General features: G+C 68.0%; 21 protein-coding genes. 8 read left to right on the forward strand and 13 right to left on the reverse strand.

The annotated features are described in order from the left end of the window. The first annotated feature begins 12 nt into the window (after window positions 1–12). Window positions 13–1,614 (forward strand): purple acid phosphatase family protein, encoded by a 1,602-nt coding sequence (locus AC5Y7E_RS11230; RefSeq protein ID WP_499948966.1) that lies wholly within the window; start codon window positions 13–15, stop codon window positions 1,612–1,614. An 11-nt stretch (window positions 1,615–1,625) separates the two neighbouring features. Here the strand turns inward: AC5Y7E_RS11230 and AC5Y7E_RS11235 are convergent, their stop codons facing one another. After that, complete coding sequence (locus AC5Y7E_RS11235; protein ID WP_499948967.1) at window positions 1,626–2,654, reverse strand: Rv2578c family radical SAM protein; 1,029 nt, start codon at window positions 2,652–2,654, stop codon at window positions 1,626–1,628. 68 nt (window positions 2,655–2,722) lie between these two features. Next, window positions 2,723–4,225, reverse strand: a complete 1,503-nt coding sequence (locus AC5Y7E_RS11240; protein WP_499948969.1) for an HNH endonuclease signature motif containing protein — start codon at window positions 4,223–4,225, stop codon at window positions 2,723–2,725. Between the two features lie 115 nt (window positions 4,226–4,340). Between AC5Y7E_RS11240 and AC5Y7E_RS11245 the strand changes: the two genes are divergently transcribed. From AC5Y7E_RS11245 to AC5Y7E_RS11255, 3 genes are all read left to right on the forward strand, one after another. After that, window positions 4,341–4,826, forward strand: a complete 486-nt coding sequence (locus AC5Y7E_RS11245; RefSeq protein WP_499919599.1) for an SRPBCC family protein — start codon at window positions 4,341–4,343, stop codon at window positions 4,824–4,826. A gap of 128 nt (window positions 4,827–4,954) precedes the next feature. Further along, entirely contained in the window at window positions 4,955–5,182 is a 228-nt protein-coding gene (locus AC5Y7E_RS11250) for a deoxyribodipyrimidine photolyase (protein WP_499948970.1), read from the forward strand. 93 nt (window positions 5,183–5,275) lie between these two features. Continuing rightward, complete coding sequence (locus AC5Y7E_RS11255) at window positions 5,276–5,575, forward strand: hypothetical protein (protein ID WP_499919597.1); 300 nt, start codon at window positions 5,276–5,278, stop codon at window positions 5,573–5,575. 9 nt (window positions 5,576–5,584) lie between these two features. Here the strand turns inward: AC5Y7E_RS11255 and hisS are convergent, their stop codons facing one another. Continuing rightward, a complete protein-coding gene (gene hisS / locus AC5Y7E_RS11260) occupies window positions 5,585–6,856 on the reverse strand; it encodes a histidine--tRNA ligase (RefSeq protein WP_499948971.1) in 1,272 nt (423 codons plus the stop codon). A gap of 4 nt (window positions 6,857–6,860) precedes the next feature. Continuing rightward, window positions 6,861–7,529, reverse strand: a complete 669-nt coding sequence (locus AC5Y7E_RS11265; RefSeq protein WP_499948973.1) for an MBL fold metallo-hydrolase — start codon at window positions 7,527–7,529, stop codon at window positions 6,861–6,863. 117 nt (window positions 7,530–7,646) lie between these two features. On the opposite strand from AC5Y7E_RS11265, the gene AC5Y7E_RS11270 reads away from it, so the two are divergent. Together AC5Y7E_RS11270 and AC5Y7E_RS11275 are read left to right on the forward strand one after the other, a co-directional pair. Then, a complete protein-coding gene (locus AC5Y7E_RS11270) occupies window positions 7,647–8,543 on the forward strand; it encodes a peptidylprolyl isomerase (RefSeq protein ID WP_499948974.1) in 897 nt (298 codons plus the stop codon). Between the two features lie 133 nt (window positions 8,544–8,676). Then, entirely contained in the window at window positions 8,677–10,386 is a 1,710-nt protein-coding gene (locus tag AC5Y7E_RS11275; protein WP_499949190.1) for a protein kinase domain-containing protein, read from the forward strand. A gap of 13 nt (window positions 10,387–10,399) precedes the next feature. Here the strand turns inward: AC5Y7E_RS11275 and AC5Y7E_RS11280 are convergent, their stop codons facing one another. The 6 genes from AC5Y7E_RS11280 to yajC form a co-directional block, all read right to left on the reverse strand. Beyond that, the gene (locus AC5Y7E_RS11280; protein ID WP_499948975.1) at window positions 10,400–12,778 is read right to left on the reverse strand and encodes a RelA/SpoT family protein; all 2,379 of its coding nucleotides are present in this window, start codon (window positions 12,776–12,778) and stop codon (window positions 10,400–10,402) included. Between the two features lie 43 nt (window positions 12,779–12,821). After that, entirely contained in the window at window positions 12,822–13,355 is a 534-nt protein-coding gene (locus tag AC5Y7E_RS11285; RefSeq protein WP_499948976.1) for an adenine phosphoribosyltransferase, read from the reverse strand. Window positions 13,356–13,362: 7 nt separating this feature from the next. Beyond that, window positions 13,363–15,057 (reverse strand): ABC transporter substrate-binding protein, encoded by a 1,695-nt coding sequence (locus AC5Y7E_RS11290; protein ID WP_499948978.1) that lies wholly within the window; start codon window positions 15,055–15,057, stop codon window positions 13,363–13,365. Window positions 15,058–15,061: 4 nt separating this feature from the next. Beyond that, a complete protein-coding gene (gene secF, locus AC5Y7E_RS11295) occupies window positions 15,062–16,339 on the reverse strand; it encodes a protein translocase subunit SecF (protein ID WP_499948979.1) in 1,278 nt (425 codons plus the stop codon). Between the two features lie 3 nt (window positions 16,340–16,342). Next, window positions 16,343–18,145, reverse strand: coding sequence for a protein translocase subunit SecD (gene secD / locus AC5Y7E_RS11300; protein WP_499948980.1), 1,803 nt, complete (start codon window positions 18,143–18,145; stop codon window positions 16,343–16,345). A gap of 116 nt (window positions 18,146–18,261) precedes the next feature. Continuing rightward, window positions 18,262–18,588, reverse strand: a complete 327-nt coding sequence (gene yajC, locus AC5Y7E_RS11305) for a preprotein translocase subunit YajC (protein WP_499919585.1) — start codon at window positions 18,586–18,588, stop codon at window positions 18,262–18,264. A gap of 200 nt (window positions 18,589–18,788) precedes the next feature. Between yajC and gabT the strand changes: the two genes are divergently transcribed. After that, window positions 18,789–20,129, forward strand: a complete 1,341-nt coding sequence (gene gabT, locus AC5Y7E_RS11310; RefSeq protein ID WP_499949192.1) for a 4-aminobutyrate--2-oxoglutarate transaminase — start codon at window positions 18,789–18,791, stop codon at window positions 20,127–20,129. Window positions 20,130–20,274: 145 nt separating this feature from the next. Continuing rightward, window positions 20,275–23,787 (forward strand): carboxylic acid reductase, encoded by a 3,513-nt coding sequence (car, locus tag AC5Y7E_RS11315; protein WP_499948982.1) that lies wholly within the window; start codon window positions 20,275–20,277, stop codon window positions 23,785–23,787. A 63-nt stretch (window positions 23,788–23,850) separates the two neighbouring features. On the opposite strand, the gene AC5Y7E_RS11320 is transcribed toward car, so the two are convergent. From AC5Y7E_RS11320 to AC5Y7E_RS11330, 3 genes are all read right to left on the reverse strand, one after another. Further along, the gene (locus tag AC5Y7E_RS11320; protein WP_499919582.1) at window positions 23,851–24,543 is read right to left on the reverse strand and encodes a hypothetical protein; all 693 of its coding nucleotides are present in this window, start codon (window positions 24,541–24,543) and stop codon (window positions 23,851–23,853) included. Between the two features lie 131 nt (window positions 24,544–24,674). Beyond that, on the reverse strand, window positions 24,675–25,058 hold the full coding sequence (locus tag AC5Y7E_RS11325; protein ID WP_499919580.1) for a DUF1304 domain-containing protein: 384 nt from the start codon (window positions 25,056–25,058) through the stop codon (window positions 24,675–24,677). A 153-nt stretch (window positions 25,059–25,211) separates the two neighbouring features. After that, window positions 25,212–25,934, reverse strand: coding sequence for a hypothetical protein (locus tag AC5Y7E_RS11330; RefSeq protein WP_499919579.1), 723 nt, complete (start codon window positions 25,932–25,934; stop codon window positions 25,212–25,214). Between the last annotated feature and the right edge of the window lie 28 nt (window positions 25,935–25,962).

The following is a 25,962-nucleotide window of genomic DNA, read 5'->3' on the forward strand; positions in this document are numbered from 1 at the left end:
TATGAAGCAAGCATGAGCGATGAGCCGCAGGCGGCACCGACACCGGCCGCTATCGCCGCAGCGCCGGTGACCCGCCGCCGGTTGCTGACGACCGGGGCGGTCTCGGCAGCCCTCGGGGTGAGCCTCGGCGGCGGCGCCGTGCTGCTGGGGTCCCGCCCGAGAAGCCCGATGGCCTGGCTGCAGCCCGACCGCCACGGCGCGCCACCGGTCGGCGGGCTGCACCTACAGTTCGGGAGGAACGCCGGCACCGAGGTGGTGGTCTCCTGGCACACCACCGACGCGGTCCGCAATCCGCGGGTCATGGTCGGGACGCCGACATCCGGCTTCGGCCGCACCGTTGCCGCGGAAACCCGCACCTACCGGGACGCGAAGTCGGGCACCGAGGTTCGCGTCAACCATGCGCGGCTGACCAACCTGACCCCGGACACCGACTACGTGTATGCGGCGATGCACGACGGCGCACAACCCGAGCCGGGCACGGTGCGCACCGCCCCGGTCGGCCGAAAGCGACTGCTGTTCACCAGCTTCGGCGACCAGTCCACACCGGCGCTGGCCAGGATGCCTGACGGCAGGTACGCCACCGACAACATCGGCTCGCCGGCCGCCGCCGACACCACGATGGCGATCGAACGGATGGGGCCGCTGTTCAACCTGATCAATGGCGACCTGTGCTACGCCAACCTGGCCCAAGACCGGGTGCGCACCTGGTCGAACTGGTTCGAGAACAACACCCGCTCGGCGCGACACCGGCCCTGGATGCCGGCCGCGGGCAATCACGAGAACGAGTTGGGTAACGGGCCAATCGGTTTCGGCGCTTACCAGGCCTTCTTCGCGGTTCCCGATTCCCGGTCGAGCCCGGAGACCCGCGGCATGTGGTACTCGTTCACGGCCGGCTCCGTGCGGGTGATCAGCCTGAGCAACGACGACGTCGCCTTCCAGGATGGCGGCAACTTCTATGTGCACGGCTACTCCGGCGGTGAGCAAAAACGCTGGCTTGCAAAGGAACTCGCTGCGGCCCGGCGAGACCCTGACATCGACTGGGTCGTGGTGTGCATGCACCAGACGGCGATCTCCACCGCCGACAAGACCAACGGGGCCGACCTGGGCATCCGCGAGGAATGGCTGCCGCTGTTCGACCAGTACCAGGTCGATCTGGTGGTGTGCGGCCACGAACACCACTACGAGCGATCGCATCCGCTGCGCGGCACGCTGGGGACCGACACCCGCACGCCGATACCGGTCGACACGCGCAGCGATCTCATCGACGCCACGCGGGGAACGGTGCACCTCGTCATCGGCGGTGGTGGCACGTCGGCGCCGAGCAACGCGATGTTCTTCCCCGAGCCACGGTGCCGGGTGGTGACCGGTGTGGGTGCTTTCGATCCAGGGCTCAGACGCAAGGCCCCGCGATACGTCCTCGAGGATGCACCATGGTCGGCATTCCGCGACCGCGAAAACCCGTACGGCTTCGCGGCTTTCGACGTCGACCCGGGCCAGCCCGGCGGCAGCACCACGATCAAGGCGACGCACTACGCGCTGCGTGGTCCGTTCGGTGAAGTCGCCGTCATCGACGAGTTCACACTCACCAAGCCGCGTGCGGACGGGGCCGGCTAGCGCGGTTCAGGTCAAAACAACGTCGGCTGAACGGGTTCCGGCGCCGGCGCGACCGAGAGCGCCTGCGAGAACGGGCGGTGGTCGCCCGCCAGTCGATACTTGGCGATCAGCGGTGCGGCCCGCTCCCGCAACGCGGCCCGATAATCCGGCGGCAAGTAGGCCCCGCGGCGGTACAGCTCGCGATAGCGGCCGACCAGCTCGGGATGCGAGCGCGCCAGCCATCCCATGAACCAACCCCGGGTCGAACCGCGCAGATGCAGGCCGAAAACCGTGACGCTGTTGGCGCCGGCCGCCGCGATCTGGCCGAGCAGCCCGTCGAGGTGCTCCACGGAATCGGTGAGATGCGGCAGCACCGGCGCGACCATCACGTGACAGTCCAGCCCCGCGGCCCGGATGGCGCTGATCAGATTCAAGCGGGCCTGCGGTGTGGGCGTGCCCGGCTCGACGTCCTGGTGCAGCTCTGGATCGCCGACGGCGAGCGACACCGCGACCGAGACCGGAACCTGCGCCGCGGCACTCGTGAGCAGCGGCAGGTCGCGACGCAGCAACGTGCCCTTGGTCAGGATCGACAGTGGCGTGCCCGATTCGGCCAGGGCGCCGATGATGCCGGGCATCAGCGCGTAGCGTCCCTCCGCCCGCTGGTACGGGTCGGTGTTGGTGCCCAGGGCGACGGTCTCGCGCTGCCAGGAGGGCCGCCGCAGCTCGCGGCGCAGCACCTCGGCGACGTTGGTCTTGACGACAACCTGAGTGTCAAAGTCGTTGCCGCAGTTCAACTCCAGGTATTCGTGGGTGGGCCGCGCGAAGCAGTATCGGCACGCGTGCGAGCAGCCGCGGTAGCCGTTGACGGTGTAGCGGAACGGCAGCGCCGACGCGTTCGGCACCTTGTTCAACGCGGACTTGCACACCACCTCGTGGAAGGTGATCCCGTCGAACTGCGGCGAGCGCACGCTGCGCAGGAAACCGATGCGTTGCAGCCCCGGCAACGCCCCGTCCTCGACGGGCTTCCCGTTGACCGCGACGGCCTGGTTTGCCCACCGCATGCCCGCTATTCGAACACTAGTTCGAGGGTGAGTCAAGCACCGCGGCCGGTCAAACCATTGGCCGCCGATCAGAATGGCGGTGGATCGTCGTCGCCGTCGGCCGGCGGTGCGGGACCGAAGTAGGCGGCCTCGCGTTCTCGACGTTTCGCTTGCCGCGCTTGGTGGTTCTGCCTGCGTTCGGTGGCGACGCGATGGGCGCGGTTTTGAGCGCGGGTGGTGCGACGTTTGGGCATCATCGCGTCGCGCTCGCCACAACGATCGCCGCCCGCTCTCGGACGGTCGGGCAGCGACACCTCGGCAGTGGGTCGGCACAAACCGGGGAACAGCAGCGCGCTGCCCGGGGTGGTGACATACGTGTGTCCGGACGGGGACGTCAAGATCAGCGTGCCGTCGGGTAGCTGCTGGTCGCGCCACCCCCAGAACGTTTTCACCAAATGATGAGTGCGGCAGTAGCACTTGAGGTTCGACGCGTGGGTAGGCCCGCCATCGCTGTAGGGAATCGTATGGTCCACATCGCATTCGGTGGCCGGACAGTCGCACCCGGGCCAGCGGCAGGTCAAATCTCGACACCGCACGAAATCTGCCAAAGCCTTCGATGGCGCATAGTGCGGCTCGGGTGCGGAGTCGGCCGGGTGGACCAGCGGCACCAGCCTCGCCGACGCGGCCAGCTCGGCTATCAGCTCCGGCGGGATCAACCCCTCAGCACCCACCTCGACGCCCGGACCCGGGCCCCCATCCAGGGTGGAATGCTCTGCGATCACATGGATTACCACAGGCCCGGGGGCGCCTCGTTTCCCCGCGGTGCAACCCGGGGACGCGCACCGGCACCCCAACCGATCCGCGCCGGCAACCAGCGCGCCCACCGCATCGGCGCGGCGTTGGTCACGGCTGCGGGGGTCCTTCTCGCATACCGTGGCCGCCAATGCGTCCAACCGCCGATCCAGCGCGTGCGCATCCGGGCTCAGCAGACTGCCTTCCAGGTGGGCCAGGCCGCCCTCCATATCGGCGATCCAAACCTGCCGGTCGGCCCGCCGCTCGGTGCGCCGGCGCACCGCATCGGCATCGTTTCTGGCCACAATCTTGTCCACTTGCGCGGCCAGCCGCCCCTGCGTCATCGACGGCCAGCGTGGCACCTTGGTCGCCAACTCGGCGTCGACCGCGGCCAACACGTCACGGTCGGTGATCAGGTCGGTGCGATAGACGATCGTGGCGAACAACCGAAAATCGAGGTCACCGGCCCGGAAGACGCCACCAACCTGAGGCAGCCGTTCGCGCATCGCGCGGGCGTACCGCACTCGGCTAGCGGCCAGTCCCTGACTGATCCGCAACTCCGCGGCCACTTCCGCGCTCACCGCCGCCTCGGTGTCGACCGCCCAGTCCTCGCACTCGGAACAGCGCGACAGCCGGTACGCGAACAAGTCTCCGATCGCCGTCAACTGCTGGGCCGCCGCGCGGTTCTCGACCCGCGAAAACGCACCGATCCGCTCCAGCAGTTCGGCGGACGCCGGCGTCGCCGAGGGATGGTGGCGCTCGATCAACTCGTCGAACCGAGCGATCACGTCTTCGAACATAGGTTCGATTATCGCATGGGGCTACGACACCTCAACATCACGAACGCGGCGAAGGATGGACGAACCAACGGGGTTAAGCTGCGGAACGTATCGCCCCACCCGGCTGCGAGGACATATGACCGACCGCATCGAGACTTCCCGCACCATCGCCGCCGCTGCACCGGCCATCTTCGCCGTGCTGTGTGACCCCCAGGGCCACGTCGCAATCGACTCGTCGGGGATGCTGCAGGCGGCCGACGGTGATCCGGTGCGGGGCGTGGGTGATCAGTTCGTCGTTCACATGGACCGCGAATCTTTAAACGATTTCCCAGAATTGGGCAAATACGACGTCACCGTCGACATCAGGGAGTTCGAGCAGGATCGCCTGATCGCGTGGACGGTTCTGGGCCAGATCAAGCCGCCGCTCGGCCACGTCTACGGCTATGCGCTGGCGCCGTCCGAAGACGGTTCGGCCACCGTGGTCACGTCGTTCTACGACTGGTCGAACATCGACCCGCAGTGGCGGGAAGCCGGAATTTTCCCGATTTTGTCCGAGGGCGCCCTGCGGGCGACTCTGGGAATTCTGGACCGTACGGTGCGCCGCGGTTATCCCGCCGGATAAGTTCAACGCCACCATCCCCACACGCGATGTCGTTCATTGAGTTTCGGGCGACCGGGTCTATAGGGGATGCGGTTTCACGCCGCATTTGTCCGGGTATAACGACCAGGCCCCTCACGAAAGGACTGGTCATGTTGCACTCGGTGATTTTGGCGAGTTCGGACCCCGTCGCCGCAGGCTTTATCCTGCGCGGCATCAAGGGGATTTTCGTCGCCATCGGCAGCATTATCGCGGCAATAATCTGCGGAGTGATCGCAATGATGAAGGGCCGCAACCCGCTGGGATGGGGAATTCTCGGCTTGTTCTTCTCGATCCTCACATTGATCGTCATCATCATTATTCCCAGCAAGAAAAGCTGAAAGGCGCTTCCCGGGCGGTGACGTAGGCGCGCGCACCGGGCATCGCCGAATTTCGAGCTTGGTCAAACAATGTGGACGCGGGATAATGCCCGCATGCGTTTCATCTGTGTCGCTGCGGCGGCGGCCATGCCCGTCGCCATGCTGATCGGGATCTCGTCAGCTCATGCCGAAACGGGCGTCCCTGGTTACGTTCAATGCCTAGGAGGCGACGCGAAGCCCCCGCCGCCGGGGGTGAGCGCGGAAAATTGGTTCCCCAGCCTGCATGTGATCGATACCGACATCGGTTCCGGTGTACCCGCGGACCAGGTGGTTCAGAGATTAGTGACCATGGGAGTCAGCCCGAGCGACGCCGCCACCCGAGTGCGGTGCTACCTGGCCAACCTGCCGCATTAGGGCGGCAGGCTAGCGAGCTAGGCGCGAAAGCACTTCGGCGACAACCGAGTCCAGCGCGACGGGGACCTGCTCCCCCGTCATCAGATCCTTCACACCGACCGTGCCGGACTCGATGTCGCGGTCGCCGAGGACCAGCGCAAGCCGGGCTCCGGAACGGTCGGCCGCGCGCATCGCACCCTTGAGACCACGGTCGCCGTAGGCCATGTCGACGCGAACACCGCCGGCCCGCAGCTGTGCGGACAGCACCGCCAGCCGCAATTTGGCCTGCTCGCTCAGCGGCACGCCGAACACCTCGCAGCGCGCCGTCTCCCCCACGCTCTTGCCCTCGGCGCGCAGCGCCAGCAGCGTGCGGTCCACGCCGAGCCCAAAACCGATGCCGGACAAGTCTTGTCCGCCGAGCTGGCGCATCAGGCCGTCGTAGCGGCCGCCGCCGCCGATGCCGGACTGCGCGCCCAGGCCGTCGTGCACGAATTCGAACGTGGTCTTGGTGTAGTAATCCAGCCCGCGCACCATGCGGGGGTTCAGCACGTAGGGCACTGCCATCGCATCCAGGTGGGCCAGCACGGTATCGAAGTGCTGCTTGGCCGCATCGGACAGGTGATCGAGCAGCACCGGAGCGTCGGCCGTCATCGCACGCACCTCCGGCCGCTTGTCGTCGAGCACCCGCAGCGGATTGATCTGCGCCCGCCGTCGCGTTTCCTCGTCGAGGTCGAGCGCAAAAAGGAAGTCTTGCAACAGTTCCCGGTACTGCGGCCGGCAGCTGTCGTCACCGAGCGAGGTGATTTCCAGGCGGAAGCCGTCGAGCCCGAGCGAGCGAAAGCCGGCGTCGGCGATCGCGATCACCTCGGCGTCCAGCGCGGGGTCGTCGACGCCGATCGCCTCCACGCCGACCTGCTGCAGCTGGCGATAACGGCCGGCCTGCGGACGCTCGTAGCGGAAAAACGGCCCCGCGTAGCAGAGTTTGACCGGCAAGGCGCCGCGATCCAAGCCGTGTTCGATCACCGCGCGCACCACGCCGGCGGTCCCCTCGGGCCGCAGCGTCACCGAGCGATCGCCCCGGTCGGCGAACGTGTACATCTCCTTGGAGACCACGTCGGTGGATTCGCCGACGCCGCGGGCGAACAGGGCGGTGTCTTCGAAGATCGGCAGCTCGATATCGCCGTAGCCGGCCCGGCGGGCGGCCCCGAGCAGGCCGTCGCGCACCGCGACGAACTGTGCCGAGTCCGGCGGGACGTAGTCCGGCACGCCTTTGGGCGCCGAAAAAGCAGAAAATTCCGGCACGGGCTTACAGGCCTTCGAGGAACGGGTTGAGGCGCCGCTCGGCGCCGATGGTGGTGGCATTGCCGTGCCCGGGCAGCACCACGGTCGCGTCGTCGAGGACCAAGAGTTTGTCCACGATCGAGGTCAGCAAGTCGCGTCCGCTGCCACCGAACAGGTCCGTGCGGCCGATGGAGCGCTCGAACAGCGTGTCGCCGGTGAACACCACGTCCGTTCCCTCCTTGCTCGCCGCGAGGACCCGGAACAGCACCGACCCCCGAGTGTGCCCGGGGCTGTGATCGACGTTCACGGTCACGCTGCCCAGGTCCAGCTTGTCGCCGTCGCGGTCCAGCTCGACGACCTGCTTGGGCTCCCGCCAGAACGCGCCCGCGACCATTTGCGCCAGGCGCGGGCCCAAGCCGTAGATCGGGTCCGTGAGCATGAACCTGTCCTCGGGGTGGATGTAGGTCGGGCAGCCGTAGGTGTCGGAGACCTTCTGCGCCGACCACATGTGGTCGATGTGCCCGTGGGTCAGCAGCACCGCAGCCGGCGTCAGCCTGTGCTTGTCCAGGAGGTTTCGCAACGGGCCCATCGCCCGCTGCCCCGGATCCACAATGACGGCGTCCGTTCCCGGCCGCTGCGCCAGCACGTAGCAGTTGCACTGCAACATGCCGGCGGGAAATCCGGTGATCAACACGATGCCCAGTTTCCCACGGCCCCACTTGACACGAGTCGCGGCGCCCACATTAGCCTGAGCTGGCAGCTCACCGGTTCAGCGAGATTCCGACTCACCAACCATGGAGGCATAGCGGCCGTGCCGACCAACGAACAGCGACGTGCCAACGCCAAGCGCAAGCTCGAACGGCAGCTGGAGCGGCGCGCGAAGCAGGCCAAGACGCGCCGGATCGTGCTGATCGCGACCGGCTCGATCGTAGCGGTGGCCGTGGTCGTGGCGGTGGTGATCGCGATCGTCAACACCAAGCACGACCACAAGGGCAACACCGCGGCGTCGACGACCACCAGCAGCAGCTCATCTATAGAGTCCAGCACTCCCGCCGGACCGCCGCCGTCCGCCGCGCCGCTGCCGCCGTTCAAGCCCTCGGCCGACGTGGGCGCCAACTGTCAGTACCCGGCCTCGCCGGAGCCGGCGGCCAAGCAGGTCAAGCCGCCGCGAACCGGCAAGGTGCCCACCGACCCCGCCCAGGTGAGCGCCAGCATGGTGACCAACCAGGGTCACATCGGCCTGATGCTGGCGAACAACGAATCACCTTGCACCGTCAATAGTTTCGCGAGCCTCGCCAGCCAGAAATACTTCGACAACACCAAGTGCCACCGGCTGACCACCTCGCAGAGCCTGGGTGTCTTGCAGTGCGGCGACCCGAAGGGCGACGGTACCGGCGGGCCCGGCTACCAATTCGCCAACGAGTACCCGACCGATCAGTATCCGCCGAACGACCCCAAGGCGCAGGAGCCAGTGCTCTACCCGCGCGGCACCCTGGCCATGGCCAATGCCGGCCCCGGCACCAACGGCAGCCAATTCTTCCTGGTGTACAAGGACTCCCAGCTGCCGCCGCAATACACCGTGTTCGGCACCATCCAGCCCGACGGACTGGCCACCCTGGACAAGATCGCTAAGGCCGGCGTCGCAGGTGGCGGTGAGGACGGGGCGCCCGCCACCGAGGTCACCATCACCTCGGTCCTGCTCGACTGAATCCACAGCGGCGCAACGCAGACCGGGATTCGCGAGAATCACGCGACGGCCGCGACCGACGGCTTATTGTCGTTGCGTGGCGGGAGAGTCATTCGGGCAATATCAATTGCTCGAAGTCTTGGGGCGCGGTGGCATGGGACAGGTCTACCGCGCTTTTGATGCCACCACCGATCGGGTCGTCGCGCTGAAGGTCCTGCCCGCAAACCTGGCCGAGGACCACGAGTTTCAGCAGCGGTTCCGGCGCGAGGCACGCATTGCCGCCAGGCTGAACGACCCGCACGTGGTGCCCATCCACAGCTACGGCGAAATCGACGGCCGGCTCTACGTCGACATGCGGCTGATCGAGGGCCGCGATCTGGTCGACTACATCACCGAGAACGGCGGCCGGCTGAGGCCCGAGCGCGCGGTCGCGGTGGTCGAACAGGTTGCCGCGGCGCTGGATAGCGCGCACGCGGCGGGATTGATCCACCGCGACATCAAGCCGAAGAACATCTTGGTCACCACCGCACGGGATTTCGTCTACCTGATCGACTTCGGCATCGCCCGCAGCTCCGCCGACACGGCCCTGACGCAAACCGGACACACGATGGGGACCGTCGCGTACATGGCGCCCGAACGTTTCAGGGGCACAACGGATCACCGCGCCGATATCTACTCGCTGGCCTGCGTCCTGCAGGAATGCCTGACCGGCAAGCGCCCCTTCCCGGGTGAGAGCCTCGAAGAACAGCTCAACGCGCACTTGACCATTCCGCCGCCCCAGCCGTCGACCAGCGTGCCCGGGCTGCCTCCGGGGCTGGACGCGGTGGTCGCGCGCGGCATGGCCAAGGACCTCGAACACCGCTACCAGTCGGCGATGGAGCTCGCCGAGGCCGCCCGCGCCGCGTTGGGCAGTCCTGCAGCCGGGCCTTTCGGGTCCGCGTCGCCGACGCCGCCACCGCCCGGTGCGTCGCCACCGGGGCCCGCGCCTCGCCCGCCGGACAGCAAACCCGATGCGCGGTTACGGCACGGCCGCCCAACGCATTCGCGGCGCTTGCTGGTCAGCATCGTCGGCGCATCGGCGCTGGCGCTGACCGCGGTGGCGGCGTTGGTCATCGCGCTGGTGAGCCAGAGCCACGGCTCCGCCAACAGCGCGGGCGCCACCCAGACCCCGGCCGGGGTCCCCGGCCGGACCGCATCCGGCCCCGGCACGACCAACCCGGCGGCGGTGCCGCCGCTGCCCGCGTTCGCGCCGCCGCCCGATCTGGGCGCCAACTGCCAATATCGATCGGTGCCGGACCCGGTCACCCGGCCGGTGAACCCGCCGCCGCCGGGCCGGGTGTCCACCACTCCCCCGCAGATCGGCGCCGTCATCTCCACCAACGTCGGAGACATCGCCATCCGGTTGGCGAATTCGGAGTCCCCGTGCGCGGTGAACAGCTTCGTCAGCCTGGTCAAGCAGCAGTTCTTCGACGGCACCCAATGCGCCCGATTGATCAGCTCCCAAGACGGCGGATCACTGTTGTGCGGCGGCCCCGAGGTGGACGGATCCGGTGGCCCCGGTTACGAATTCGCCGACGAGTACCCCACCGACCAATACAAGTCCGACGACCCCGCGTTGCGCGCGACGGTGGTATACCCGCGCGGCACCATCGTCATGGCCACCGAGGGACCCAACACCAACGGCAGCCAATTCGCATTGATCTTCAAGGATTCCGAGATGGAACCGCAGAGCACCGTGCTCGGGACCATCGACCGGGCCGGCCTCGAGACCCTGGACAAGATCGCGCGGGCCGGCATCGCCGGCAATCGTCAGAGCGGTGCGCCCACCGACCCGGTGAAGATCACCTCGGTGCGACTGAGTTAGGGCCGGACTCGGATCACGCCGCGGAGGTCACGCGGTAGACGTCGTAGACGCCTTCGACGTTGCGCACGACGTTGAGCAGGTGGCCCAGATGCTTGGGGTCACCCATCTCAAAGGTGAAGCGGCTGATCGCAACCCGGTCACCGGAGGTGGTGACCGACGCGGACAGGATGTTGACCTTCTCGTCGGCCAGCACGCGGGTGACGTCCGAGAGCAGCCGGTGCCGGTCGAGCGCCTCGACCTGGATGGCCACCAGAAACACCGACGACGGCGACGGCGCCCAATGCACCTCGATGATGCGCTCGGCCTGCTGCTGCAGCGAGGCCGCATTGGTGCAGTCGGTGCGGTGCACGCTCACTCCGCCGCCGCGGGTGACGAATCCCATGATCTGGTCGCCGGGGACCGGGGTGCAGCATTTCGCCAGCTTGGTAAGCACGCCGGGGGCGCCGGGAACCGAGACGCCGACGTCGTCGCTGCTGCGCGGCCGGCGCAACATCGTTGTCGGCGTGGACCGTTCGGCGAGGTCTTCCTCGGCCTGGTCGATGCCGCCGAGTTCGGCCAGCAGCCGCTGCACGACGTGCCGGGCCGACACGTGGCCCTCACCGATCGCGGTGTAGAGCGCGGAGACGTCGGTGTAGTGCAGTTCGCGGGCCACCGCCGCCAGCGTTTCGCCATTGACCAAGCGCTGCAACGGAAGTCCACCGCGACGCACCTCGCGGGCCATGGCGTCCTTGCCGGATTCGAGCGCCTCCTCGCGACGCTCCTTGGCGAACCACTGGCGGATCTTGGCCTTGGCGCGCGGCGAGACCACGAATTGCTGCCAGTCTCGCGACGGCCCGGCGTTGGCCGCTTTGGAGGTGAAAACCTCGACGACTTCCCCGTTTTCCAGCTTGCGTTCCAGCGCGACCAGCCGCCCGTTGACGCGGGCGCCGATGCAGCGGTGGCCGACCTCGGTGTGCACCGCGTAGGCGAAGTCCACCGGCGTGGAACCGTTGGGCAGGGTGATCACATCACCCTTGGGGGTGAACACGAAAATCTCTTGCACCGCAAGGTCATAGCGCAGGGACTCGAGGAACTCGCCCGGGTCCGCGGCCTCACGCTGCCAGTCGAGCAGCTGGCGCATCCAGGCCATGTCGTCGATCTCGGCCGCGGCGTGCGGATGCGGAACGCCGTTGCGCCCCTTGGCTTCCTTGTAGCGCCAGTGCGCTGCGATGCCGTATTCGGCGGTGCGGTGCATGTCGCGGGTGCGGATCTGCACCTCCAGCGGCTTGCCTTCCGGGCCCACGACGGTGGTGTGCAGCGACTGGTAGACGCCGTAGCGCGGCTGGGCGATGTAATCCTTGAACCGCCCCGCCATCGGCTGCCACAGCGAATGCACCACGCCGACAGCGGCATAGCAGTCCCGGATCTCGTCGCACAGGATGCGGATGCCGACCAGGTCGTGGATGTCGTCGAAGTCGCGGCCCTTGACGATCATCTTCTGGTAGATCGACCAATAGTGCTTGGGCCGGCCCTCCACCGTCGCCTTGATCTTCGACGCGCCAAGGGTATTCACGATCTCGGCGCGGACCTTGGCCAGGTAGGTGTCCCGCGACGGCGCGCGCCCAGCGACCAGCCGAACGATCTCCTCGTACTTCTTGGGATGCAGGATCGCGAACGACAGGTCTTCCAACTCCCATTTGACGCTGGCCATGCCCAGCCGATGAGCAAGGGGCGCAATGACTTCCAGCGTCTCGCGGGCCTTGCGCGCCTGCTTCTCCGGCGGCAGGAACCGCATGGTACGCATGTTGTGCAGCCGGTCGGCGACCTTGATCACCAGCACGCGCGGATCGCGCGCCATAGCGGTGATCATCTTGCGGATGGTCTCGCCCTCGGCGGCGCTGCCCAGCACCACCCGGTCGAGTTTGGTGACGCCATCGACCAGATGGCCCACCTCTTCACCGAATTCCTCGCTCAAGGCGTCCAGGGTGTACCCGGTGTCCTCGACGGTGTCGTGCAACAGCGCGGCCACCAAAGTGGTGGTGTCCATGCCCAATTCGGCCAGGATGGTCGCGACGGCCAGCGGGTGCGTGATGTAGGGGTCGCCGGAATGGCGTAACTGGCTGGCGTGCCGGTGGTCGGCGACCTCGAAGGCGCGCTGCAGCAGCGACACGTTCGCCTTCGGGTAGATCTCCCGGTGCACGGCCACCAGCGGTTCCAGCACCGGGTTGAGCGTGCTGCGCTGGGCGGTCATCCGGCGGGCCAGCCTGGCCCGGACCCGCCGCGACGCGCTGCTGGACGTTTTCAGGGATTCGGCCGGCGGCTCCGGAATCTCCATCGGCTGGGTGATGGCCGGCGACTCCGGGGCGTTGGTGGGCGCGTCAAGCGCTTGCGCCGCGCTGTTTTCCTCCGCCACGTTGGTCACCTCCGAAATCGAGGATATCTCCAATGCAAAAGCGCTACTCGCAAGTCAGGCTGTGCACCGCCAACGGCGCGACCGCTTCGCGGCCGCCCAGCGCGCCGAGTTCGAACACCACCGCCGCCGCCGTCACATTCGCGCCGGCGCGCTCGAGCAGCCTGGCCGCCGCGGCCAGGGTCCCGCCGCTGGCCAGCACGTCGTCGATGATCGCGATGTTGCGTCCGCGCAGGTCCAGGCCGTCCGCGGGGATTTCCAGCGTCGCGCTGCCATATTCCAGGTCGTAGCGCTCGGCGTGGACGGGCGGGGGCAATTTCCCGGCCTTGCGAATGGCCAGCACGCCGGTCTGCAACCGCTCGGCGACGGCCGCGGCCAGCAGGAAACCCCGGGCCTCGATGCCGGCCACCAGATCCGCGCCGGACGCGATCTCGGCCAACGCGCCGGTGATCGCCGTCATCGCCGTCGCGTCCGCGAACACCGGGGTGAGGTCCTTGAACTGGACCCCCGGCTTGGGAAAGTCGGCCACCTTGCGCGTCAGCGACGCGATCAGCTCGGCCACCGGCGCGGGGTCGCTCATCGGGGCCTCACTGGATGAGGGCCCATCGGTCCATGTTCCAGCCCGCGCCCCACCGCGTCGGGTTCTTGCTCACCGCGTACATCTTCTTGGAGCTCAGCAACGTGCGCTGCTGCCGGTACAGCGGCAGGGTGGGCAGGTCGCCCCACAGTACCGGGGCGGTTTCGGTCAGCAGCCGGGCTCGTTCGGCGGCGTCGGCCGAAACGGCCAGCGCGCCGATCGCGTTGTCGACCTGGGAATTCGAGTACCCGGACAGGTTGTTGCCGTTGCCCGTGTGCAGGGCGTAGGCGTCGAGCGTCGACGACCCCGACGACCCGCTGCCGGTGGCCCCGCCGGTGCTGGCCAGCAACGCGTCGATCTTGCCGTCCCGCAGCGCCTGTGGACCCGGGCCGTCCAGAATGACGGCGGAGACGGTGATGCCGGCCGCGCCGCACGCCTTGGCGATGACGCCGACGTTGACCGCCAATCGCGCGTTGGGTCCCTGGTATCCGATCCGGACCGTCAGCGGCGCACCGCCCAGCGCCTTGCGCGCGCCGGCCGGATCGGACTTGCTGAACGGGCCGGCCTCGGCGGCCCCGTCGCCGGCCGACACCGCATCATCGGTGGCCGGGTCCAGGCGCGAGTTGGCGATCGGTGTCCCCGCGTCTTTGGCCAGCGAATCGCGCGGCGTGCACAGCGCGACCGCGCGGCGGGCATTGGGCGCCGCCAGCGGCCCCCGCGGGGCGAAGATCAGCTGCTCGATGCCGTTCGACGGCCCGTCGGAGCGCTCGTAGTTGTCGGGCGTGGTCAGCGCCCCCGAGGAGCCCGCGGCGACGTCGACCACGTCGACGCTGCGGTTGTTGACCCGGTCCTGAATGTCGGGTCCCTGCGACCACACGGTCACCCGCTTGGTGATGGCCTTGGGCCCCCACCACCGGTCGTTGGCCACGAGCACCACCGCGCCGCGGTCCAGGACGGATTCGATCTTGTACGGACCCGACGACGGGAAGCGCTTGAGGTCGACCCCGGGCTTGAGGTCCCAGATGGTGTTCCACAACTTGGCGATCTGGGCCACCAGGGGTCCGTTGTTGCTGAGCAGGGCCGCGGTGACGTCGACGTTGAGCTGGTCGGCGATGACGTGCGACGGCATCAGCGAGGTCGCGGTGAACAGCTGGTTGTAGTCGACGACGCCACGGTCCGGGATGAAGGACACCCGCGCCTTCTTCTGCCCGGGCATGCATTCGACGTTGGCGATGTCCAGGTACCCGGCCTGGCTGGCGGCGTGGAAGTCGGGGAACCTGCCGGACTGAGCCGCCCAGGCGAGCACGATGTCGTCGCAGGTCACCGGCTTGCCGTCGGAGTAGACGGCGTTGTCGGCGATCTGGTAGTCGAGCACCAGCGGCGTGCCGCCGACCACCGACACGGTGCCGAAGTCGCGGTCGGCGACGATCTGCCCGTCGGGGCCGTGATAGCTGAAGCCGGTGAGCGTGCGGGCGAACGCCTGCGCTCCGGCCGACGCGGCGCCGGCGACGGTGTTGGTGTTGTAGGTGGACAGCGGGCCGTCGACCACATAGTCGACCTGGGACGCGGCGCTACCCGCGCAGCCGGTCAGCGTGAAGCCCGCCGCCAGCACCAGCGCCAATCCGGCGGCGATCCACCCGGCTACCCCGCGGCGGCCGACGAGCCCGCCACGATCGGCCCCAGTCCCGGGGTACCTGGTGGCCATGGGCCTACCGCCGGCCGACGTTCCGCTTGCCGGTGGGACGCCGCGTCCCGGTCGGCCGCACCGGGCGGGCGCCCGGCGCCGGCTTGCTGGGTGCGGGCTTGGGCGGCTGGGCCGCGGCCGCCGTTTCTTCCGCTTCGTCGGCGGTTTCGGTGTCGCCGCCGTCGGTGTCGGCCGTCGCGCCCGAGCCGGGGCCGCGGCGCCGCATCACGCGTCGGGTGTGGGTGCGCACCAGCTCGGTGCGCTCGCGCAGGGTGACCAGCAGCGGCGTGGCGAAGAAGATCGACGAGTAGGTGCCCACCAGGATGCCGACCAGCTGCACCAGCGCGAGGTCCTTCAGGGTGCCGACGCCCAGCAGCCACACCGCCACGACCATCAGCGCCAGCACCGGCAGCACGCTGATCAGGCTGGTGTTGATGGAGCGCATGAACGTCTGGTTGATCGCCAGGTTGGCCTGCTCGGCGAACGTGCGGCGGGTGGTGTGCTGGAAGCCGTGGGTGTTTTCCTCGACCTTGTCGAACACGATGACGGTGTCGTACAGGGAGAAACCCAGAATCGTCAGCAGGCCGATGACGGTGGCCGGCGTGACCTCGAAACCGACCAGCGAGTACACCCCGGCGGTGACGCTCAGGTCGAAGACCATGGTGGTCAGCGCGGAGACGGCCATGTAGCGCTCGTAGCGGACCATGATGTAGACGCCGACCAGCACCAGGAAGACGGCGAGCGCGATCAGCGCCTTATCGGTGATCTGGTCACCCCAGGTCTCGGAGACCGCGGCGTCGCTGATGGCCTGCTTGCTGGGCTTGCCGTCGGCGCCTTTGGGGTGAAAGGCGTCGAACAGGGCGTTGCGCAGCTTGGTCGTCTGGTCGTTGGTCAGCGTTTCCGAACGGATCTGCACGGTCGCGCCCGCGCCGTTGCCGACGACGACCACCGACTCCGGATCGTTGCCGATGGCCTTGTGGAACACCTCGGAGACCTGCGAGGTCTGCACGGTGCCCGCGGCCCCGGCGGCGGGCATCGACACCGTCGTGCCGCCGTTGAAGTCGATGCCGAAGGTGAAGCCGCGCAACAGGATGCTCAGGACGGCGACGGCGACGATGGCACCGCTGATGCCAAACCACAACCGGCGCCGCCCGACCACCTCGAACGCGCCGGTGCCGGTGTAGAGCCGCGACAGGAAGCCGTGATGCGGCACGCCCGCGGCGCTGCTGCCGGTCAACTCGGTCGCGCCCTCGGAGGCTTCGGTGATCTCGGTAGCGTCTTTGGAGGCTTTGGAGGAAGTCATGCGCTATCCCCGTCCCGTCTTCACCTGCGCCGAAGCCCGCCGTTCGCGGGCGACCCGCTGAACGGCGCCCAGGCCGTTGTAGGCCGGCTTTGCCAGCGTCGGGGACTTGGACGCCAGGTACACCAGCGGCCAGGTCACCAGGAACACCACCACGATGTCGAGGACCGTGGTGAGGCCCAACGTGAAGGCGAATCCCCGCACCTGGCCGATGGCCAGGGCGTAGAGCACCGCGGCGGCCAGGAAGGTGACGGCGTTACCCGACACGATCGTCTTGCGGGCACGCACCCAGCCTCGTGGCACCGCCGATCGGAACGAACGGCCCTCACGGATCTCGTCTTTGATGCGCTCGAAGAAGACGACGAACGAGTCGGCGGTGGTGCCGATACCGATGATCAGACCCGCGATGCCCGCCAGATCCAGGGTGTAGTTGATCTGCCGGCCCAGGATCACCAGGATCGCGAAAATCATTGCCCCGGAAGCGGCTAGCGACAGCGCGGTGAGCAATCCCAGCACCCGGTAATAGAGCAGCGAATACAGCAACACCAGGATCAAGCCGATGGTGCCGGCGACGAGCCCCGCTCGCAGCGAGGTCAATCCCAGTGTCGCCGAGACGGTTTGGGCCTCCGAAGCCTCGAAGGACAGCGGCAGCGAGCCGTATTTGAGGACGTTGGCCAGCTGCTTGGCCGTCGCGGCGGTGAACGGCGGATCGCCACCGCTGATCTGAGTCCGGCCGCCGGGAATGGCTTCCTGGATCATGGGCGCGCTGACCACCTGCGAGTCCAGGGTGAACGCGGTCTGGGTGCCGATATGCGCGGCGGTGAAGTCGGCCCAGGTGTTGGCCGCGGCCGACTTGAACTGGAGGTCGACGACGTAGCCGATCCCGCGCTGGTTCTGGCTGGAGGTGGCGTCCTGAATCTGGTCACCGCTGATGATCGACGGGCCCAGCAGGTAGGCGACTTTGTGGTCGGTCGAGCAGGTGACCAGCGGCTGGGCCGGATCGTCGTTGCCGGCCAGGATGTCTTCTTTGTCGCAGCGGGTGGCTTGGAACTGCAGGGCGAGGAACTGAATGCCCTGGCGTGCGCTCTGGCGCCACTTCTTCTCGTCGGCGATCCGGTCGGCGAGTTCCTTGCGCGGATCGGGCGGCGCGGGCGCTTCGCCGGGCGGCGCCTCCGCCGCGGGCCCTCCCGGAGCGGGAGCCGGGGGCGCTGGGCTGGGCGGCGGCGGGTCTTGGGGATACGGCCGGGGCTGGGCACCCGGGTGAGCGGGCGCCGGCTGCCCCGGAGCCGGGTGAGCGGGCGCCGGCTGCCCCGGAGCCGGCTGGGCGGGCGCGGGCTGGGCGGGCGCGGGCTGGCCCGGAGCGGGCTGACCAGGCGCCGGCTGACCGCCCGCTGGCTGGCGCGCCGGCGGCTTGGGCTCGGCGCTCTGGGCCGGCATCGAGTTGAGCACGGGCCGGATGTAGAGGCGGGCGGTCTGACCCAGGTTGCGGGCTTCGTTGCCGTCGTTCCCGGGAACCGTGATGATCAGGTTGTCGCCGTCGACGACGACCTCCGAGCCGGAGACGCCGAGCCCGTTGACCCGGGCGCCGATGATCTGCTGGGCCTGCGCCAGCGCCTCACGGCTGGGCTTAGAGCCGTCCGGCGTGCGCGCGGTCAATGTGACGCGGGTGCCGCCCTGGAGGTCGATGCCGAGCTTGGGAGCGGCGCGCTTGTCCCCGGTGAGAAACACCAGCAGGTAGACGCCGACGAGCAATAACAAGAAGACCGACAGGTAGCGGGCAGGGTGCACCGGCGCCGAAGACGATGCCACGTTCCTTCTATCTCCTTGAAAATCGGTTACTTACCCCGGACAGAGCCTACGTGCCCCCCACTTGCCCGTGGTGCAAGCGGTCCGCCGGTGGGCGGCGATCGGGTGGTGAATCCCCGTCAGGAATCCTTGGTGATCGAGCCCTCGTCGGCGGAGCCCTCGCCGTCGGCCAGGTCTTCGTCGTCGTCGGGCAGGATCCGGTCGCGGATCGCCAGCTTCATCCAGGTGGTCACCACGCCGGGTGCGATCTCGAGGTCGACGGTGTCATCGGTGATCTCGACGACGGTGGCCTGAAGGCCCGACGTGGTGTGCACCCGGTCGCCCGGACGCAACGACTCGTGCAGGTCGATGGTGGCCTGCATCGCACGCTTCTGGCGGCGCGATGCCAAGTACATGAACCCGCCCATGATGAGCAGGAACGGCAGGAACAGGATCAAGCTCTGCATGGACGCGCCTGTCTTTCGTCGTGAATATCGGGACCGACGGTGCCGCGAGCTCGCGCACCTCGAAGGGTCCAGTGTGCCCGTTCAGTCTGGCAGGCCACCTGCGGCGACCGTCCGCCACGGTGCACCGAGTGCCCGCCGGCGTCAAGCTCGATAGGCTTTTGATGCGACGTGACGCGCGCGCCGCGGAGGGGAGTTATGTGGTGGCCAGCCTCGAGCAGACTCGCCAGCTGGTCACGGAGATCCCCGGTCCGGCATCGCTGGAACTGACCAAGCGCCGGGCGGCGGCGGTGTCGCACGCGGTCAACGTGTCGGTGCCGGTATTCGTGGCACGCGCGGGCGGCGGCATCATCGAGGACGTCGACGGCAATCGGCTGATCGACCTGGGATCCGGCATCGCGGTGACCACGATCGGCAACTCGTCGCCCCGCGTCGTCGAAGCGGTCCGCGCGCAGGTGGCCGAGTTCACCCACACCTGCTTCATGGTGACGCCGTACGAGTCCTACATCGCGGTCGCGGAGACGCTGAACCGCATCACCCCGGGTTCCGGTGAGAAGCGCTCGGTGCTGTTCAACTCCGGCGCGGAGGCGGTCGAGAACGCCGTCAAGGTCGCACGCGCCTACACCCGCAAGCCCGCCGTCGTGGCGTTCAACCACGCCTACCACGGCCGCACCAACCTGACCATGGCGCTGACCGCGAAGTCGATGCCCTACAAGGGCGGCTTCGGCCCGTTCGCGCCCGAGGTATACCGCGCGCCGCTGTCCTACCCCTACCGCGACGGCCTGGTCGACAAGGAACTGGCCACCGACGGGGAGAAGGCCGCCGCGCGCGCCATCAAGGTCATCGACGGCCAGATCGGCGCCGACAACCTGGCCGCCCTCATCATCGAGCCCGTCCAGGGCGAGGGCGGGTTCATCGTTCCGGCCGAGGGCTTTCTGCCCGCCCTGCTGGACTGGTGCCACGACAACGACGTGGTGTTCATCGCCGACGAGGTGCAAACGGGTTTCGCGCGCTCCGGCGCGATGTTCGCGTGCGAGCACGAGGGCATCGAGCCCGACTTGATCTGCACCGCGAAGGCGATCGCCGACGGTCTGCCGCTGTCGGCGGTCACCGGCCGGGCACAGATCATGGACGCGCCGCATGTCGGCGGTCTGGGCGGCACGTTCGGCGGAAACCCGCTGGCCTGCGCGGCCGCGTTGGCCACCATCGAGACAATCGAGAACGACGGATTGATCGATCGGGCCCGGCAATTGGAACGGCTGATCACCGAGCCGCTGCTGCGCCTGCAGGCCGGCGACGACCGCATCGGCGACGTGCGTGGCCGGGGCGCCATGATCGCCATCGAGCTGGTGAAGTCGGGAACCGCCGAGCCCGACAAGGAACTGGCCCAGAAGCTGTCCGTCGCGGCGGCCGCCGCCGGAGTGATCGTCCTGACCTGCGGCATGTACGGCAACATCATCCGGTTGCTGCCCCCACTGACCATCAGCGACGAGCTGCTGGCCGAGGGCATCGACATCCTCGGCGAACTGCTCGGCGACCTGTAACACCTGGGAGGCCCCGCGTGGGCAATCTCACAAACACCACGAACGTCGGATCATGGTGGAATACCTTTACTTTAGCTAACGTTCTATACGTCAGCGCGGACAGCGCATATTGACTCGCTAACTTTCATTTGCAAGGGATCTGTCTATGTCGACTGCAATTCATGACGAACAACTCGACCGTCGCGTCGAAGAACTCATTGCCAACGACCCGCAGTTCGCTGCCGCCCGACCGGATCCGGCGATCACCGCCGCCCTCGAAAAGCCCGGGCTGCGGCTGCCCCAGATCATTCGGACCGTGCTGGACGGCTACGCCGACCGGCCGGCGCTGGCGCAGCGTGCCGTCGAGTTCGTCAAGGACGCCACGACCGGACGCACGTCGGCCGAGCTGCTCCCCCGCTTCGAGACCGTCACGTATGGCGAACTCGGCCAACGGGTTTCGGCCCTCGGCCGCGCCTGGCTCAGTGACTCGGTCAACCCCGGTGACCGCGTCTGCGTGCTGGGCTTCAACAGCGTTGACTACGCCACCATCGACATCGCGCTGGGCACCATCGGCGCCGTGTCGGTGCCGCTGCAGACCAGCGCGGCGATCACGTCGCTGCAGCCGATCGTGACCGAGACCGAGCCCAGCCTGATCGCGTCGAGCGTCAACCAGCTGACCGACGCCGTGGAGCTGATCCTGTCCGGCGACCACGTGCCCGGCAAGCTCGTCGTGTTCGACTACCAGCCCGAGGTCGACGACCAGCGCGAGGCCGTGGAAAACGCCGTGGCGCGGCTGGCCGGCGCCGGCGTCGCCGTCGAGCAGCTCGCCGACGCGTTGCGGCGCGGCGAGGACCTTCCGGCTGTTGCCGAGCCGGAGACCGACGAGGACTCGCTGGCCCTGCTGATCTACACCTCCGGAAGCACCGGCGCCCCCAAGGGCGCGATGTACCCGCAGAGCAACGTCGGCAAGATGTGGCGGCGCGGCAGCAAGAACTGGTTCGGCGAAAGCGCCGCGTCGATCACCCTCAACTTCATGCCGATGAGTCACGTCATGGGACGCGGAATCCTCTACGGCACCCTGGGCAATGGCGGCACCGCCTACTTCGCGGCCCGCAGCGACCTGTCCACCCTGCTCGAGGACCTCGAGTTGGCGCGCCCCACCGAGCTGAACTTCGTTCCGCGCATCTGGGAGACGCTGTTCGGCGAATTCCAGCGCCAGGTCGAGCGTCGCCTGGCCGACGGCGGGGACCGCGAGGTGGTCGAGGCCGCGGTCCTGGACGAACAGCGCCAGTACCTGCTGGGCGGGCGGTTCATCTTCGCAATGACGGGCTCCGCACCCATCTCACCGGAACTGAAGAAGTGGGCCGAGTCGCTGCTGCAGATGCACCTGATGGACGGCTACGGCTCGACCGAGGCCGGAATGGTGTTGTTCGACGGGGAGATTCAGCGCCCGCCGGTGATCGACTACAAGCTGGTCGACGTTCCGGATCTCGGTTACTTCAGCACCGACCGGCCGCATCCGCGCGGTGAGCTGTTGCTGAGCACCGAGAACATGTTCCCCGGTTACTACAAGCGGGCCGAGACCACCGCCAACGTGTTCAGCGAGGACGGCTACTACCGGACCGGTGACGTGTTCGCCGAGGTCGCCCCGGACCGGCTGGTGTACGTCGACCGCCGCAACAACGTGCTGAAGCTCGCGCAGGGCGAGTTCGTGACGCTGGCCAAACTGGAGGCGGTGTTCGGCAACAGCCCGCTGATCCGTCAGATCTACGTCTACGGCAACAGCTCTCAGCCCTACCTGCTGGCCGTCGTGGTGCCGACCGAAGAGGCGTTGGCGTCGGGCGACATCGAGTCGCTCAAGCCGAAGATCGCCGACTCGCTGCAGAAGGTCGCCAAAGAGGCCGACCTGCAGTCCTACGAGGTGCCGCGCGACTTCATCGTCGAGACCACTCCGTTCACACTGGAAAACGGTCTGCTGACCGGGATCCGGAAACTGGCGTGGCCGAAGCTGAAGCAGCACTACGGCGAACGGCTCGAGCAGATCTATGCCGACCTGGCCGCGGGGCAGGCCAACGAGTTGGCCGAACTGCGCCGCAGCGGCGCCGACGCGCCCGTGCTGCAGACGGTGAGCCGGGCCGCGGCCGCCATGCTGGGTGCCGCGGCCGGCGACATCGCCCCCGATGCGCACTTCACCGATCTGGGTGGAGACTCGTTGTCCGCGTTGACATTCGGCAACCTGCTGCGCGAGATCTTCGACGTCGACGTGCCGGTGGGTGTGATCGTCAGCCCGGCCAACGACTTGGCAGCCGTCGCCGCCTACATCGAGGCCGAGCGCCAGGGCTCCAAGCGGCCGACGTTCGCCGCCGTGCACGGGCGCGGCGCCACCACGGTGCACGCCAGCGACCTCACGCTGGACAAGTTCATCGACGAGGCGACCCTGGCCGGTGCGCCGAGCCTGCCGAAGCCGGCGACCGAGGTGCGCACCGTGCTGCTGACCGGTGCGACCGGATTTTTGGGCCGCTACCTGGCACTGGACTGGCTCGAGCGGATGGACATGGTCGACGGCAAGGTGATCGCCTTGGTGCGGGCCAAGTCTGACGAGGAGGCGCGGGCCCGGCTGGACAAGACCTTCGACAGCGGCGACCCGAAACTGTTGGCGCACTACCAGCAGTTGGCCGCCGACCACCTCGAGGTGATCGCGGGAGACAAGGGCGAGGCCAACCTCGGCCTGGACCAGCAGACCTGGCAGCGCCTGGCCGAGGAGGTCGACGTCATCGTCGACCCGGCGGCACTGGTCAACCACGTGTTGCCGTACAGCGAGCTGTTCGGGCCCAACGCCTTGGGTACCGCGGAGCTGATCCGGATTGCGTTGACGTCCAAGCAAAAGCCGTACACGTACGTGTCGACGATCGGCGTCGGCGACCAGATCCGGCCCGGCACGTTCGTCGAGAACGCCGATATCCGGCAGATCAGCGCCACCCGCGAGATCAACGACAACTACGCCAACGGCTACGGCAACAGCAAGTGGGCGGGCGAGGTGCTACTGCGTGAGGCACACGACCTGTGCGGCCTGCCGGTCGCGGTGTTCCGCTGCGACATGATCCTGGCCGACACCACGTATGCCGGACAGCTCAACCTGCCGGACATGTTCACCCGGCTGATGCTGAGCCTGGTCGCCACGGGTATCGCGCCCGGTTCGTTCTACGAGCTCGACGCCGAGGGCAACCGGCAGCGGGCACACTACGACGGTCTGCCGGTCGAGTTCATCGCCGCGGCGATCTCGACGCTGGGAACGCAGATCACCGAGAGCGACACCGGCTTCCAGACGTACCACGTGATGAACCCGTACGACGACGGCATCGGGCTCGACGAGTACATCGACTGGCTGGTCGAGGCCGGCTATGCGATCGAGCGCATCGCCGATTACTCCGAATGGCTGCGGCGGTTCGAGACCTCGCTGCGGGCCCTGCCGGATCGGCAGCGCCAGTACTCGCTGCTGCCGCTGTTGCACAACTACCAGGAGCCGGAAAAGCCGATCAACGGCTCGATGGCGCCCACCGATGTGTTCCGTGCGGCCGTGCAGGAAGCGAAAATCGGTCCCGACAAAGACATTCCGCACGTGTCGGCGCCGGTGATCGTCAAGTACATCACCAACCTGCAGTTGCTCGGACTGCTCTGAGGTAGGCCAAACAGTAAGTCGCCCAGCCTTTTCGGGGCTGGGCGGCTTACTTGTTGTGCAAGGCTACTGCTGCGGGTGCGGCCAGCGCAGATACGCGGCGTTGGTACCGGACCCCGTACCGGAGCGGTTACGGCGCCATCCCCGCTTGGGTTCGGCGTCGGCCGCGGACCGCGGCTTGGTCAGCGCTCCCGAGGAGACCTCGGCGGGCTCGTCGTAAGTCGAATCCCGGTAGGGCTCGACGGCCGGCGTCGCGGCGCGTTCGGCGGCCACCGGATGGACGTCGCGCGCCAGGCGCGCGGCGGTGCGGGCGAGCGCGACCCCGCCCAGGAACACGATCAGCACGCCCAGGCCCGAGAAGTACGTGACCTCGAGCACCGCGCGCTTGCGATCGGTCGCGGCAATCGGGTCACCGGCGGAGCCGATTCCCAACAGAGGGGCGACCTGGCCGCCCACGACGAACCAGGCGCCGGCCAGCACGGCCAGCCAACCGCCCAGCATGGCGGCGACACGGTTCCCGGCGACGATCAGCAGCAGGCCGCCCAGTACGGCCGCCGCGCCTGGGGCGACCTCGAGCCAGCCCCGGGCCGTGCTCCATGCCCAGTCCCGGTCCGGTGTGTAGGCGAAGTTGAAGTGCGGACCAACAAACGGTATTAACGCCCCCCACGCTCCCAAGATGACCAGGAGCAATCCGCTGACCGCGCCGCGCGAGCGCGGGATACCCAGCCCGCGGGTGTGGCCGTCTTCTGCGTATTTCATGACATCCCCTCGTTGAATACCGGGTCGTTTTCCGGCCTGGGGTGGTTACCCAGCGCCTTCCACTACTAACCCATGGGGCGGCCGAAAGCGACCGCTCGCCGTGACCAATGAGGCTGATGAGACCGGTGTTACTACTGCAGGCCGAGCAGCAGGAGCACGATTGCGATCGCCGGGAGCGTGCCCTGCGTCGCGGCGGCGCGCGCCTTGTCGCGGTCGGACGCAATCAGAACCAGCGCGGCGGCGGCCATCGATCCGACCCCGGCGAAGACGAGCGACGCTCCAATACCTGTGTGGCCCAGGGCAACTGCGATGATGCCCACACCGGTGACGACGGCCAGGAAAAGGTTGTAGAACCCTTGGTTGAAGGCGAGCAGCTTGGTGGTTTCGGCTTCGGCTTCGGTGGTTCCGAAGGTCGCGCGGGTGCGCGGCGAGGTCCAGGTCAACGATTCCATTACAAAGATGTAGACGTGCAGCAACGCCGCTAGTGCGGCGAACACCAGGGCGGTGGCGATCATCGCTCCTCCTCGCCGATTCGGGCCCGCTACGCGGTCCGGTTCCGCACGGCGGGGCGCCGGTGAACTTTACCGACCGGCGCTCACCGGGACCAGGCTGACGCGCGAACAGGCACCGGTAGCCGGCGCTACCGGTGCCTTCCGCCCTACCTCCGACTAGGCGCCCGCGTGGTGGTGCCGGTGGAATAAGCCGCCACCTTCGGTGCGCCGGCGGAACAGGCCGCCCTCGCCGGACCGCCGACGTAACAGGCCACCACCGGTGCGCCCGCGGGGCGCCGGCTCACCGGCCATGGCGTCCGAAGGTGCTCCCGCCGGCACGCGACCCTCGTCGTACATCGCCGGTTCAGCGGCCGGCACGGTTTGGCCTGCCACCGGCGCCGGCTCTGCAACGACGACGTCTCGTGCGTGGCGAACGGCCAGCCGCGCAACCGCGGCCCCGCCCAGGAACACGATCAGGGCGCCCAGGCCGGAGAAGTAGGTGACCTCGAGCAGTGCCCGCTTGAGGTCCGTCGAGGCCATCGGTTGACCGAGGTCACCGATTCCGAGCGTCGACGCGAACGCGCGGCCGACGACGAACCAGGCGCCGCCCGCGACCGCGAGCCAGCCGCCGAAGACCGCGCTGGCCCGGTTCCCGGACATGAGCACCAGCAAACCGCCGAGCGCGGCCGCTGCCCCGGGGAGCACCTCCAGCCAGCCTTTGGCCGTGGTCCACGTCCATGCCGGATCCGCCATGTACGCCCAGTCGATGTTGGGCCCGAAGAAGGGCACCAATGCGCCCCACGCACCCAGAAGAATGAGAAGTAACCCGGTTAGCGCGCCGCGGGTCCGTGGCATGTACAACGCGCGAGGGCGGTCGTAGTCGTGGCTTCTGGTCCTCATCGGAACCTCCTTCAGACAGGTATGACTG

This window comes from Mycobacterium sp. NGS17 (assembly GCF_059813205.1).